Origin of the sequence: Bacillus sp. FSL K6-2944, assembly GCF_038005385.1 — a bacterium.
GTDB classification, from domain to species: Bacteria; Bacillota; Bacilli; order Bacillales; family Bacillaceae_G; genus Bacillus_A; species Bacillus_A cereus.
This window is the reverse complement of record NZ_JBBOTE010000001.1, coordinates 2651633-2665921: the sequence shown is the minus strand read 5'-3', so window position 1 is coordinate 2665921 and position 14289 is coordinate 2651633. Positions and strand designations below refer to the sequence as shown.

The window sequence follows — 14289 nt, the reverse complement described above, 5'->3', positions numbered from 1 at the left end:
TTATGTTAAATCCATCAATTGACTCATTACTACAAAAAATCGATTCTAAGTACACTTTAGTAACAGTGGCTGCAAAACGCGCACGTGAAATGCAACTTGCTAATAACTGTGTTGTAGAAAAACCTGTTTCTCATAAATGTGTAGGTAAAGCATTAGAAGAAATCGATGCAGAAGCATTAAGCTACGTACCAAGTGAAGATAAAGTAGCTGAATAAGCCTTTGCCTTCGACAAAATAAAACATAGACTTTATAATTTTCTATGTAACGGTAACAACCTATTTACAAGTAGGTTGTTATTTTTTTACGAAAGGAATGAAATATCGGTACTGACGAGCTGAGAATTCTATTTCAGTATTATAAGTTTGAAAAAGAAAGAGGACGAGTCATATGCTAAAAGGGAAAAAGATACTTTTATGTGTAACAGGAGGCATTGCGGTTTTTAAAGCAGCTGCGTTAACGAGTAAATTGACACAATCTGGCGCGATTGTCAAAGTAATGATGAGTGAGTCGGCAATGAAGTTTGTTACGCCTCTTACATTCCAAGCGCTTTCTCGCCATGATGTATATACGGATACATTCGATGAGAAAGACTCAGCTGTTATTGCTCATATTGATTTAGCAGATTGGGCGGATGTTGTACTTGTCGCACCTGCTACTGCCAATTGTATTGGAAAGTTAGCTGGTGGTATTGCAGATGATATGATTACAACTACTTTGTTAGCTACTACAGCTCCGGTATGGATTGCGCCTGCTATGAATGTGCATATGTATGAAAATAAAATAGTTCAAAAAAATATGATGACATTGAAAACGCTAGGATATACATTTATTGAGCCTGGGGAAGGCTTTTTAGCATGTGGATATGTAGCGAAGGGACGACTAGAAGAACCTGAAGCAATTATTGCACGGTTAGAGGAAGCTTTCTCAGAACACAAACCATTGCAGGGAAAAAGAATATTAATAACTGCTGGCCCAACACGTGAAAAGGTTGATCCAGTACGTTTTATGACGAATTTTTCTTCTGGGAAAATGGGGTATGCGATTGCGGAAGTGGCAGCGAATTTAGGCGCTGATGTTATACTCGTTTCAGGACCGACAGCATTAAATCCACCGTTACATGTAACGACAGTGCAAGTGGAATCTGCACAAGATATGTTAGAAGCAGTTCTTCAACATTATCAAAACGTAGACGTTGTCATTAAAACAGCAGCAGTTGCAGATTATCGTCCGAAATATGTGCATGAGAATAAAATGAAAAAGCAAAATGGTGATGCTGTCATTGAACTTGAAAGAACGGTGGATATTTTAAAAACATTAGGTCAGAAAAAGGATAAACAGTTACTTATCGGTTTTGCTGCTGAAACGACAAATGTAGAGGAATATGCAACGAAAAAACTACGTGAGAAAAATGCAGATATGATTGTCGCGAATGATGTAAAAGCGCAAGGAGCTGGATTTGGCACGGATACGAATATTGTAACAATGTATAGAAAAGATGGAAAAGTTATTGAGTTGCCACTTTTAATGAAAAAAGAGGTAGCTCGTGAAATATTGAAGCAAATTGAAATGATGTTAGAAGATGATCGTTTATGAAATTTGCAAGTGTAATTGTTGATGTACCTGCCCGTCAGACAGATCGACCATTTGATTACATTATTCCTAAAAAATGGGAAGATATTGTACAGACAGGAATGCGTGTAGTAGTTCCGTTTGGGCCAAGAAAATTGCAAGGTTTTATTATTGGGATTAAAGATTCGGTGGATGTAGAAAGTAAGAAGTTAAAGACAATCCATGAAATATTAGATGTAACACCGGTTTTAAATGATGAATTATTAAAGCTTGGATATTGGCTTACAAGTGAAACGTTATGCTACATGATTTCAGCTTTTCAAGTGATGCTTCCAACTGCGATAAAAGCAACGTATAAAAAACGTCTACAACTTTGTAAACAGGAAGAAATAGCACCTGAAATACTATATTTATTTCAGGATAAAGAAGCAATTGATTTTGAAGTAATCGAGCAACAGCCACATTTATACCGAACTATTCAACAAGAAATTAAAAATGGTACGGTTGAAGTCGTTTATCAGGTGAAAGATAAAGTACAAAAGAAGAAGCAAAGAGTGGTTCAGCCGGAGTTGCCAGAAGATAAATTGGAATTAGCGGCATTTGAACTGAAAAGTAAAAAACAACAAGATGTACTTTATTATTTTGTGGAAAATTATAAAAGTACACCGTTGAAAGTAATTACAGAAGAGTTACAAATAACAGATGCTCCAATAAAAGCACTTGTTAAAAAGGGATTCATTTCAGAAAAGTATGTGGAAGTATACCGAAATCCGTATGACGATGATGATTTTGAACAAACAAAACCATTTCCACTTACGGAGGAACAAAAACAAGTTATTACACCGATTTTATCATCAATTACAAATGAAACTTATAATCCATTTTTACTATATGGTGTTACAGGAAGTGGAAAGACAGAAGTATATTTACAATCTATAGCAGCAGTGCTCAAGAAAGGAAAAGAAGCTATCGTTCTTGTTCCTGAAATTGCACTAACGCCCCAAATGGTGGATCGTTTTAAAGGTAGGTTTGGCTCGCAAGTTGCAGTTCTTCATAGTGCGTTGTCTGTTGGAGAAAAGTATGACGAGTGGCGTAAGATTTTAAGAAAAGAAGTGAAAGTTGTAGTTGGTGCGCGTTCAGCTGTTTTTGCGCCTTTTGAGAATTTAGGGATTATTATTATTGATGAAGAGCATGAATCAAGTTACAAACAAGAAGATAATCCGAGGTATCATGCAAGAGATGTAGCTGTCTGGAGAGGACAATATCATAAATGTCCTATCGTTCTTGGTAGTGCGACACCAACACTTGAATCGTTTGCAAGGGCGAAAAAAGGTGTTTATGAACTATTAACAATGGAAAAACGTATGAATGAACAAGCTTTACCAACGGTAGAGATTGTTGACATGCGAGAAGAACTTCGTGACGGGAATCGATCAATGTTTTCTAAGGCGCTGCATGAAAAAATAGCAGATCGATTAGAAAAGAAAGAACAAATGGTACTCTTTTTAAATAGAAGAGGTCATTCTACATTTGTTATGTGCCGTGATTGTGGGTATGTTGTCCAATGTCCGCATTGTGATATTTCATTGACATATCATAAAATGAATCATCGTTTAAAATGTCATTATTGTAGTTACGAAGAGAATATGCCAACGGAGTGTCCAGCTTGTCAAAGTACATACATTCGTTTCTTTGGTACAGGTACACAAAAGGTAGAAGAAGAAATTACAAAACTATTTCCAGAGGCACGAGTCATTCGAATGGATGTAGATACGACAAGTCGAAAAGGAATGCATGAAAAATTATTAAAGGCGTTTGGGGAAGAAAAAGCAGATATATTACTTGGAACACAAATGATTGCTAAAGGATTAGATTTTCCGAAAGTAACGCTCGTTGGGGTTTTAACTGCAGATACGATGCTTCACTTACCTGATTTTCGGGCGAGTGAAAAGACATATCAGTTATTGACGCAAGTAAGTGGACGAGCGGGTAGACATGAATTGCCAGGGGAAGTTGTGATTCAAACGTATACGCCAGAACATTACAGTATAGAGTTAGCGAAGAACCAACAATATGATGTGTTTTTTGACCAAGAAATGCAAATGAGACGAACAAGACAATATCCCCCATATTACTATGTTGTACTCGTAACTGTATCTCATCCAGAATTATTAAAAGCGGTACAAGTGACGGAAAAAATTGCCTCGTATTTACGAACGCATTGCTCACAGCAAACAATGGTGCTAGGACCAGTTGCTTCAGCGATTCCAAGGATAAAAGATAGATATCGTTATCAATGCATGATAAAATACAAACGGGAACCAAACTTAAAGAACGTGCTCAAAATGGTAAATGAACATTATCAAGCAGAAATGCAAAAAGAGCTACAAATCTCAATTGATTTTAATCCAACAATGTTAATGTAGCGGAGGGAAATATGGCAGTTTTAGAAATAATAAAGCATCCAAATGAAGTGTTAGAAACACCATGCGAAAGAGTAATTAACTTTGATAAAAAGTTAGTGAAATTGTTGAAAGATATGCATGAAACAATGTTAATTGCGGACGGAGTCGGTTTAGCTGCGCCTCAAGTAGGTGTAAGCTTGCAAGTAGCGGTTGTTGATGTAGATGATGATACTGGGAAAATCGAGTTAATCAATCCATCAATATTAGAAAAACGTGGTGAACAAGTAGGTCCCGAAGGCTGTTTAAGCTTCCCGGGACTTTATGGTGAAGTAGAACGTGCCGATTATATTAAAGTAAGAGCGCAAAATCGCCGTGGGAAAGTATTCTTATTAGAAGCGGAAGGATTTTTAGCGCGTGCAATTCAACATGAAATTGATCATTTACACGGTGTTTTATTTACATCGAAAGTGACAAGATATTATGAAGAAAACGAACTAGAATAGGTGTTAAAAGGAGCGGTTTTTAAATGATAAAAGTAGTGTTTATGGGAACACCGGACTTTTCAGTGCCGGTGCTTCGTCGTCTTATTGAAGATGGCTATGAGGTAGTAGGTGTTGTGACGCAACCTGATCGTCCAGTAGGTAGAAAAAAAGTATTAACACCTACACCTGTTAAAGTTGAAGCGGAAAAACATGGTATCCCTGTGTTACAGCCGTTAAAAATTCGTGAAAAAGATGAATATGAAAAAGTATTGGCATTAGAGCCAGATTTAATTGTAACAGCTGCATTTGGGCAGATTGTACCAAATGAAATTTTAGAAGCACCAAAGTATGGGTGTATTAATGTTCACGCTTCTTTACTTCCTGAACTTCGTGGTGGTGCACCAATTCATTATGCAATTATGGAAGGTAAAGAAAAAACAGGTATTACAATTATGTATATGGTAGAAAAATTGGATGCTGGTGATATCTTAACGCAAGTGGAAGTTGAAATTGAAGAGCGTGAAACGACAGGCTCATTATTTGATAAATTAAGTGAAGCAGGAGCACACCTTCTATCTAAAACAGTGCCTTTATTAATTCAAGGTAAGTTAGAACCGATTAAACAAAACGAAGAAGAAGTAACGTTTGCGTACAATATAAAACGTGAGCAAGAGAAAATTGATTGGACAAAAACAGGTGAAGAAGTATACAATCACATTCGCGGATTGAATCCATGGCCAGTTGCTTATACAACATTAGCAGGACAAGTTGTTAAAGTATGGTGGGGGGAAAAAGTGCCTATAACTGAACCGGCTGAAGCAGGTACGATTGTTGCAATCGAAGAAGATGGTTTTGTTGTAGCAACGAGTAATGAAACAGGTGTTAAAATTACTGAATTGCAACCTTCTGGTAAAAAGCGTATGAGTTGTTCACAATTTTTACGTGGAACAAAACCTGAAATTGGAACGAAGTTAGGAGAAAATGCATGAGACAAAATGTTCGTGAATTAGCTCTTGATGGTTTAATTCAAGTGGAAAAAAGTGGTGCATATAGCAACTTACTTTTAAATAATCTAATTGAAAAAAGTGCAATTGATAGAAAAGATATTGGTTTATTAACTGAAATTGTATATGGAACGATTCAACGTCGTGACACATTAGATTATTATTTACAGCCTTTTTTAAAAAAGAAGGTTGAGGCGTGGGTAAGAGTATTGCTTCGCTTATCTTTATATCAAATGATTTATTTAGACCGAGTGCCAGAAAGAGCGGCTATTCATGAAGCGGTTGAGATTGCAAAGCGTCGCGGGCATAAAGGAATTGCTGGTATGGTGAACGGTGTATTACGTTCGATTCAGAGAGAAGGTGTACCTTCTGTAGATGAAATCAAGGATCCAGTAGAACGTCTTGCAATTACAACAAGTCATCCAGTTTGGCTTGTCCAAGAGTGGACTTCAGAATACGGTTTAGAAACTGCAGAAAAAATGTGCGAAGTAAACATGTTACCCCCTGTACCAACAGCGCGTGTGAATGTTGATAAGGTAACTGTAGAAGAAGCGATTGAGTTGTTGGCAAGTGAAGGTATAGAAGCAAAACGTGGTGACTTATCAGATGATGCTATTCAGATTGAAAGAGGAAATGTAGCGCATACAGAAGCGTTTAAAAAAGGATTTCTTTCTATTCAAGATGAAAGTTCTATGCTTGTAGCACGCGCTTTAGAACCGAATACGGGAGATGCAGTTCTTGATAGTTGTGCTGCTCCAGGCGGAAAAACAACGCATATCGCGGAACGATTAAAGGGAACTGGTAAGGTCATGTCCCTTGATTTACATGCACACAAAGTACGTTTAATTAAACAGCAAGCAGAGCGACTTGGTCTAGAAAATGTCGAAACTAAAGCGCTAGATGCTAGAAAAGTGCAAGAGCACTTTGCAAATGAAACGTTTGATAAAATATTGGTAGATGCACCGTGTTCTGGATTTGGTGTAATTAGACGTAAACCTGATATTAAGTTAGGAAAAGATAAAGGCGATAGTGAAAGATTATCGACGATTCAAATTGCAATACTAGAAAAAATAGCACCATTATTAAAACAAGGCGGTCGTCTTGTTTATAGTACGTGCACAATTGAGAAAATAGAAAATGAACAAGTAATAGAGAAATTTTTACAAGAACATCCTGAATTTGAATGGGATACTACGCTTAAAGAGCGTATGCCAGAAAAATTAACTCCGTATATTGATGAAGGTCAAGTGCAAATTTTACCGCATTATTTTGCGACGGATGGCTTTTATATTGCTTGTTTAAGGAAGAAGGTGTAGCATCATGGAAACGACTGTAAGAAAACAAAAGAAAAATTTAGAAACGAAGAAACCATCAATTTACTCTTTACAACTTCATGAAATGCAAGATTGGTTAAAGGAACAAGGAGAACCGAAGTTCCGTGCTGGACAAATTTTTGATTGGTTATATAAAAAACGTGTAAAAAATTATGAGGATATGTCAAACCTTTCTAAAGGATTGCGTGATAAATTGTCGAATTCCTTTGATATTACTACTTTAAAAACGTTAGTAAAACAAACGTCTTCGGATGGAACAATTAAATTCTTATTCCAATTATATGACGGATATTCTATTGAAACGGTATTAATGCGACACGAATATGGAAATTCCATTTGTGTAACAACGCAAGTTGGTTGTCGTATTGGGTGTACGTTCTGTGCTTCGACACTTGGTGGATTAAAGCGAAACCTAGAAGCTGGAGAAATCGTAGCGCAAGTAGTAGAAGTTCAGCGTGCGCTTGATGAAACAGAAGAACGTGTAAGTTCTCTTGTTGTTATGGGGATTGGAGAACCATTTGATAACTATGATAATTTAATGGGATTCTTACGCATCATTAACCATGAAAAAGGACTTCATATTGGTGCGAGACATATGACTGTTTCGACGAGTGGAATTATCCCGAAAATTTATAAGTTTGCTGAAGAAGATCTACAAATTAATTTTGCGATTTCATTGCATGCTCCAAACTCAGAATTACGTTCAAAATTAATGCCGATTAACCGTGCTTATAAATTACCAGATTTAATGGAAGCTATTAAATACTATGTAAATAGAACGGGGCGTCGTATTACTTTTGAATATGGATTATTTGGAGGAGAAAATGACCAAGTAGAGCATGCTGAAGAGCTTGCTGCGCTCTTAAAAGGTGTAAAATGTCATGTGAACTTGATTCCGGTAAACTACGTACCTGAACGTGATTATGTACGTACGCCACGTGAACAAATTTTCTTGTTCGAGAAAACGTTAAAAGATCGTGGAGTGAATGTAACGATTCGCCGTGAACAAGGTCATGATATTGATGCAGCCTGCGGTCAGTTGCGTGCGAAGGAGCGCAAAGAAGAGACGAGGTGACGAGATGAAAGCCGTATTTCTATCGGATAAAGGAAAAGTTCGTCAACATAATGAAGATAGTGCAGGAGTTTTTCACAATTTAGATGGAAATGTATTAGCGGTAGTAGCAGATGGAATGGGAGGTCATCGAGCTGGTGATGTAGCTAGCTCGATGGCCATTCAATTATTCCATGATTATTGGAAGCAAACACATAATATGAATGAGCCGAAAAAAGTAGAACAATGGTTACATACTAGTGTTGGGATTATTAATGAGCGTATATATGAATATGCTCAGCAAAATGCAGAATGTAATGGTATGGGAACAACGCTTATAATAGCTGTTTGTACACCAAACTTTGTGACAATAGGGCATATAGGAGATAGTCGTTGCTATATGGTATCAGAAGGAGAAATGACGCTAGTAACGGAAGATCATTCACTTGTAAATGAGCTGGTGAAACATGGTGAAATTTCAAAGGAAGACGCAGAGTATCATCCGAAAAAGAATGTGTTATTAAGAGCATTAGGAACAGAAGAAAAAGTTGGGTTAGATGTTAAAACGTTGGTGATTGAGGAAGATGATCAATTACTTCTTTGCTCTGATGGGTTATCAAACAAAGTTTCTATTGATGATATGCGACAAATTTTACAGTTAAATGAACAGCTTGAAGGTAAAGGGCAGTGTCTCATTCAATTGGCAAATGATCGCGGTGGAGAAGATAATATCACACTTGTTCTTATTGATTATGCGGGTTCGACAAACGAAAGTAGGTGAAGTGCAACGTGCTGATTGGAAAACGCTTAAATGACCGTTATAAGCTGCTGAAAATGATTGGTGGTGGCGGAATGGCCAATGTATATTTAGCTCATGATGATATACTTGGCCGAGATGTAGCGGTAAAAATATTAAGACTCGACTACTCAAATAACGAAGAGATTATTAAACGTTTCCATCGAGAAGCGCAGTCTGTTACAACGTTGTCGCATCCAAATATTGTGAATATGTATGATGTCGGAGAAGAAGATGGTATATACTATCTTGTCATGGAATATGTACCAGGGCAAACATTGAAGCAATACATAATTGAGCGAGGGATGTTACCTATAGGAGAAGCTCTTGATATTATGGAGCAGTTAACATCCGCTATGGCACACGCCCATCATTTTGAAATTGTGCATCGTGATATAAAGCCGCACAATATTTTAATTCGAGCTGATGGAATAATAAAAGTAACAGATTTTGGAATTGCGACAGCTACAAGTGCAACAACAATTACACATACAAATTCAGTGCTCGGTTCAGTCCATTATTTATCACCAGAACAGGCACGTGGCGGAATAGCAAATAAACAATCAGATATCTATTCTCTTGGGATAGTTATGTTTGAATTGTTAACAGGAAGACAACCGTTTTCTGGCGAATCTGCTGTTGCTATAGCTTTAAAACATTTACAAAGTGAAATCCCATCACCAAAAAGATGGAATGAAAATATTCCGCAAAGTGTTGAAAATATTATATTAAAAGCAACTGCAAAAGATCCGTTCCATCGATATCAATCTGCCAATGCGATGAAGCGAGATATTGAAACTGCGCTATATCCAGAGAGGATAAATGAGCAACCGTTTTACATACCAGAAGATATGGAAGCGACGAAAGCGATTCCGATTATTCAACAAGAACAATTATTTGAAAATGTAAGTGATGAAACGATTGTTTTAAAAGGGAGTAAGGTGGAAGAACCGATAAGAGCAGAAGCAGCTGAGTTAGATAAGAAGAAAAAACGGAGTAACAAGTGGCTTAAAGTTTTAATTTCAACATTTTTATTTTTAGCAATAGGAATAACATTAGCGCTTACGGTTATTCCAGGATTATTTATTCCGAAAGATGTGAAAGTTCCTGATGTGGCTGGTATGAAATACACGACAGCTGTAAATACATTAGTAGAAAAGGGCTTTGAGGTGACGGAGCCTAATATTGTATATACAGATGATGTTGAAGTTGGGGATGTAATAAAAACGGACCCTGTAGCAGGAAGAGTCGTAAAAGAAAACGCTAAAATTACTATCTATCAATCAGGTGGGAAAAAGAAAAGTAAGATGGCGAATTTCACAGGGCAAAACTTTGAGAGTGTAAAAGCTGAGTTAGAAGAAAAATATAAACAAGTTACAGTAAATTATATTGAAAATGATAAGCCGAAAGGTGAAATTGTAGAGCAAATTCCGACGCCTGATCAAATGGTTATAGAAGCGGAGCAAGAACTGAAAATCTGGGTAAGTAAAGGTCCTTATCAAATTAGACCAGGTGACTTTTCGGGGTGGACTGAAAATAGTGTAACTGGTTATTTGAATGAGAGAAAACTAACGTCAGATATAAAACGAGAGTATTCAGATACAGTCGAAAAAGGACTTGTAATTTCGCAATTTCCAAAACCAGGTACACCATTAAAAGAGGGAGATAAAGTAACTATTATTATCTCTGATGGTCAAAAGCCTAAAGTGACTAAAACGGTAAAATTGGACAATATCTCTATCCCATATGAGCCTGCTGTAACAGGTGAAAAAAAGCCGCAAACAATAGAAATTTATAAAGAAGACATGCAGCAAAAAATGGATAGACCGGTTGAAACGAGAACAATTACTGAATCAGCGACTATTTCTTTAGAATTTGTAATTCAAGAAGGTTCAAAGGGACACTATAAAATTGTACGAGATGGAGTAACGATTATTGATAAAGAAGTACCATATCCAACTCAATAATAGTGAAAGTCTACTTATTATTATTGCCTGTTATGCTGTCTACAAAGTGGACGGTATAGCAGGCAAAAATATATGATTCAAAAAGCTAGTAAAGTGATGCAGCTGTAAATATTTTTTTGCATTTAATGGGAAATTTAATGTATATTAGCAAAAGTATATATGGTAGGTTTTGAAATCGTTATTTAGAAAATTTAAATCCATTCATTTTTAAATTCAGCATCACCTTATACAAAAAAGGAGAATTCTATGCCAGAAGGAAAAATTATAAAAGCTTTAAGTGGGTTTTATTACGTGCAGCATGAAGAAGGGGTTACGCAATGTCGTGGACGAGGTGTATTTAGAAAAAATAAAATTACACCACTTGTAGGAGACCAAGTTGTTTTTCAGGCAGATAATCCAACTGAAGGTTATGTGCTTGAAGTGTTTGATCGAAAAAATGAACTTGTTAGACCTCCTATTGCTAATGTCGATCAAGCGATCCTTGTGTTCTCTGCAGTAGAACCAGATTTTAATCCTGGACTGTTAGATCGATTTTTAGTGCTGATTGAATATCATAACATTAAGCCAATTATTTGTATTAGCAAGATGGATTTAGTAGATGAAAAGATGAAAGCAACTGTTGAAGCTTATGCGAATGATTATCGTGAGATGGGTTATGATGTTTTATTTACTTCTATTAATACGTCAGAAAGTATTGATATATTAAAACCATACTTAGAAAATTGTGTTTCTGTCGTTGCGGGTCAATCTGGTGTGGGGAAATCTTCAATGCTTAATGTGCTACGTCCAGAATTAGAGCTGAAAACAAATGATATTTCCTCCCATTTAGGACGCGGGAAGCATACGACAAGACACGTAGAATTAATTGCAATTGGGAGTGGACTAGTAGCAGATACACCGGGTTTTAGTTCACTAGATTTCATTGATATAGAAGTAGAAGATCTTACATATTGTTTTCCAGAGTTGAAAGAAGCGAGCCAATACTGTAAATTTAGAGGGTGTACACATCTTTCTGAACCGAAATGTGCGGTGAAAGCTGCGGTTGAAGAAGGGAAGATTACAGAATATCGCTATAAGAACTATAAACAATTCGTAGAAGAAATTAGAGAGAGAAAGCCGAGGTATTAGTTATGATTAAAATTGCACCATCGATTTTATCAGCAGATTTTTCAAAATTAGGGGAAGAGATTAAAGATGTAGAAAAGGGCGGAGCGGATTACATTCACGTTGACGTAATGGATGGACATTTCGTACCAAATATTACGATTGGACCGTTAATTGTAGAAGCTATCCGTCCAATTACATCATTACCATTAGATGTACATTTAATGATTGAAAATCCTGATAACTATATCCCGACTTTCGCACAAGCGGGAGCGGATATTATTACTGTTCACGTAGAGGCGTGTCCACATCTACATCGTACAATTCAGTTAATTAAATCTCATGGTATTAAAGCGGGCATTGTATTAAATCCACATACGCCAGTTTCAGTAATTGAGCATGTATTAGAAGATATAGATATGGTATTACTTATGACAGTAAACCCTGGATTTGGTGGACAGAAGTTTATCCATTCTGTATTACCGAAAATTAAACAAGTTGCAGACATGGTGAAAGAGCGCAATCTAGAAGTAGAAATTGAAGTTGATGGTGGTGTAAATGCTGAAACAGCAAGACTTTGTGTGGAAGCAGGAGCAAATGTACTTGTAGCTGGATCAGCAGTATACAATCAAAAAGACCGCGGTGAAGCAATTCGCTTAATTCGTGGGTAGTGATGAACTTTATCCTAGTAAGGTATTCATAGGATAGCGTAAAAATATGTAAAAAGGCAATCTACCGAATGGCAGATTGCCTTTTTACAATGGAAGGGGAAGAAAAAATGATTATTCATATTTTGGCAGGAGGACCTTCGGAATATTGTGCAGATTTTGCTCGATATGAGGATGAGGAAGTAGTGTGGGCAGCGGTTGATAGGGGAGTATACCGTCTATTAAAGAAAGGGATTACACCGGCTGTTGCGTTTGGAGATTACGATTCAGTTACCGAAGAAGAATTAGTATGGATGGGACAGCAAACGAACGAATTACATATTGTTCCGCGAGAAAAAGATCAAACGGATTTAGAAATTGCAATTAACTGGGCATTAGGACAGAAGCCGGCACTAATTCGTATTTTTGGTGCTACCGGTGGAAGGCTTGATCACGGTTTGGCAAATATACAGATGCTTTTAAAAGGGTTAGAAGTAGAGATAGAAATGTGTATTGTGGACAATAAAAATGAAATAACAGTTAAAAAAGTGGGTACACATATAATTGAAGAAAATAAAAATTTTCCTTATGTATCTTTTGTACCAGTTACTGAAATAGTGGAAGGGATTACATTGTTTGGTTTTAAGTACCCGCTTACTAATAAAACAATAGAGTGGGGATCAACACTTTGTATTAGTAACGAACTCGTTGAGGAAAAAGGTACTTTTTCATTTACTTCTGGCATATTAATGTTGATAAGAAGCACTGATTGAAGAAACAATTTTGCTCCTTACATCATATAGTGACCAAGTGGAGTAATGGGGATTAGGAGGGAAACCATGAGATTTTATACAATTAAGTTACCTAAATTTCTTGGTGGAATTGTTCGTGCAATGTTAAATACCTTCAAAAAAGATTAAAAAAAGCACCTATCACCGGTGCTTTTTCCATTGTTATAGTAAAAAAAGAGCCTATCGGCTCTTTTTTTTATTATTAAACACGTTCGATTTTGCCAGATTTTAATGCTCTAGCAGAAACGTAAACACGTTGAACTTTTCCGTCGATGCGTACGCGAACTTTTTGAAGGTTAGCGCCCCACTTACGTTTTGTAGCGTTCATTGCGTGAGAACGAGAGTTACCAGAACGAGCTTTTCTTCCAGTAATAGCACAAACACGAGCCATTTATATTTCCCTCCCTTGATACCTTACCATACGTAATTTTTCAATGTTAGTCTTTTATGCGATGCTAAAAACACTACTATAATTTAACACAACTAAAAAGAGAATGCAACACCGTAGAAAAAAGAAATCAAGAAAATTTACTTGACACTATATGTCAATGAAGAAAAGTTGAAATCCATAAAAATTGCTTGACATATTATAGTGGTACATGTTGTATAATAACAATGGACTATTTTGCTCATCATAAAAAAGTGTAATTTAAAACATAAAATATGAGAGTGAAAAGAAAGAACGATGGAATTTTCTTTAAAAAGATTATATGATAGTAACTAAAGTAGTCTAGCTCACTTTCACCATTTATGAAGGGGGAAACGAGATGTCAATTGAAATTAAAACGAAGTACGGTCAAATTGATATTAGTACAGATGTAATTGCAACAATTGCTGGAGGTGCCGCGGTAGATTGCTACGGTATCGTAGGTATGGCATCAAAAAATCAGTTAAAAGATGGATTAACAGACATTTTACGAAAAGAAAACTTCACTAGAGGTGTTATTGTTCGTAAAGATGAAGATGAAGTACATATTGATATGTATATTATTGTGAGCTATGGTACGAAAATCTCAGAAGTGGCACATAATGTGCAGACGAAAGTGAAATATACATTAGATCAAACTGTAGGACTAGCAGTAGATTCTGTAAACATCTACGTACAAGGAGTTAAAGTAATAAACTTGTAATGTGCATTA

The 14289-nt window shown here is 36.4% G+C and carries 15 protein-coding genes; 14 read left to right on the top strand and 1 reads right to left on the bottom strand.

The window, feature by feature from the left end:
* Window positions 1-2: 2 nt before the first annotated feature.
* The 13 genes from rpoZ to spoVM all read left to right on the top strand — a co-directional run bounded on the left by rpoZ (window position 3) and on the right by spoVM (window position 13279).
* Entirely contained in the window at window positions 3-215 is a 213-nt protein-coding gene (rpoZ, locus tag MHH55_RS13370; protein WP_000933960.1) for a DNA-directed RNA polymerase subunit omega, read from the top strand.
* A gap of 172 nt (window positions 216-387) precedes the next feature.
* Window positions 388-1593: a bifunctional phosphopantothenoylcysteine decarboxylase/phosphopantothenate--cysteine ligase CoaBC gene (gene coaBC / locus MHH55_RS13365; protein WP_000911750.1), complete on the top strand. Its 1206-nt coding sequence runs from the start codon at window positions 388-390 to the stop codon at window positions 1591-1593.
* The gene (gene priA / locus MHH55_RS13360) at window positions 1590-3995 is read left to right on the top strand and encodes a primosomal protein N' (protein ID WP_000666720.1); all 2406 of its coding nucleotides are present in this window, start codon (window positions 1590-1592) and stop codon (window positions 3993-3995) included. Before coaBC ends, priA begins: the two co-directional genes overlap by 4 nt.
* Window positions 3996-4006: 11 nt before the next feature.
* On the top strand, window positions 4007-4477 hold the full coding sequence (def, locus tag MHH55_RS13355; RefSeq protein ID WP_000279455.1) for a peptide deformylase: 471 nt from the start codon (window positions 4007-4009) through the stop codon (window positions 4475-4477).
* Between the two features lie 23 nt (window positions 4478-4500).
* Window positions 4501-5445: a methionyl-tRNA formyltransferase gene (fmt, locus tag MHH55_RS13350; protein WP_000598804.1), complete on the top strand. Its 945-nt coding sequence runs from the start codon at window positions 4501-4503 to the stop codon at window positions 5443-5445.
* Window positions 5442-6776, top strand: a complete 1335-nt coding sequence (gene rsmB, locus MHH55_RS13345; protein WP_001249666.1) for a 16S rRNA (cytosine(967)-C(5))-methyltransferase RsmB — start codon at window positions 5442-5444, stop codon at window positions 6774-6776. Before fmt ends, rsmB begins: the two co-directional genes overlap by 4 nt.
* A 4-nt stretch (window positions 6777-6780) precedes the next feature.
* Window positions 6781-7869 (top strand): 23S rRNA (adenine(2503)-C(2))-methyltransferase RlmN, encoded by a 1089-nt coding sequence (rlmN, locus tag MHH55_RS13340; RefSeq protein WP_000450540.1) that lies wholly within the window; start codon window positions 6781-6783, stop codon window positions 7867-7869.
* A gap of 4 nt (window positions 7870-7873) precedes the next feature.
* Window positions 7874-8626 (top strand): Stp1/IreP family PP2C-type Ser/Thr phosphatase, encoded by a 753-nt coding sequence (locus tag MHH55_RS13335; RefSeq protein WP_000648701.1) that lies wholly within the window; start codon window positions 7874-7876, stop codon window positions 8624-8626.
* An 8-nt stretch (window positions 8627-8634) separates the two neighbouring features.
* Window positions 8635-10608 carry a Stk1 family PASTA domain-containing Ser/Thr kinase gene (gene pknB, locus MHH55_RS13330; protein ID WP_340880774.1) on the top strand — a complete coding sequence of 658 codons (1974 nt, stop codon included), beginning with the start codon at window positions 8635-8637 and terminating at the stop codon, window positions 10606-10608.
* 246 nt (window positions 10609-10854) lie between these two features.
* Window positions 10855-11736, top strand: coding sequence for a ribosome small subunit-dependent GTPase A (rsgA, locus tag MHH55_RS13325; protein ID WP_001113932.1), 882 nt, complete (start codon window positions 10855-10857; stop codon window positions 11734-11736).
* 2 nt (window positions 11737-11738) lie between these two features.
* Window positions 11739-12383 (top strand): ribulose-phosphate 3-epimerase, encoded by a 645-nt coding sequence (rpe, locus tag MHH55_RS13320; RefSeq protein ID WP_000589971.1) that lies wholly within the window; start codon window positions 11739-11741, stop codon window positions 12381-12383.
* Window positions 12384-12451: 68 nt separating this feature from the next.
* On the top strand, window positions 12452-13132 hold the full coding sequence (locus tag MHH55_RS13315; protein WP_002026234.1) for a thiamine diphosphokinase: 681 nt from the start codon (window positions 12452-12454) through the stop codon (window positions 13130-13132).
* Window positions 13133-13198: 66 nt separating this feature from the next.
* A complete protein-coding gene (gene spoVM, locus MHH55_RS13310; protein ID WP_001213599.1) occupies window positions 13199-13279 on the top strand; it encodes a stage V sporulation protein SpoVM in 81 nt (26 codons plus the stop codon).
* A gap of 73 nt (window positions 13280-13352) precedes the next feature.
* On the opposite strand, the gene rpmB is transcribed toward spoVM, so the two are convergent.
* On the bottom strand, window positions 13353-13541 hold the full coding sequence (gene rpmB, locus MHH55_RS13305) for a 50S ribosomal protein L28 (protein WP_000124776.1): 189 nt from the start codon (window positions 13539-13541) through the stop codon (window positions 13353-13355).
* A gap of 376 nt (window positions 13542-13917) precedes the next feature.
* On the opposite strand from rpmB, the gene MHH55_RS13300 reads away from it, so the two are divergent.
* Window positions 13918-14280 (top strand): Asp23/Gls24 family envelope stress response protein, encoded by a 363-nt coding sequence (locus MHH55_RS13300; RefSeq protein ID WP_000021109.1) that lies wholly within the window; start codon window positions 13918-13920, stop codon window positions 14278-14280.
* The last annotated feature ends 9 nt before the right edge of the window (window positions 14281-14289 follow it).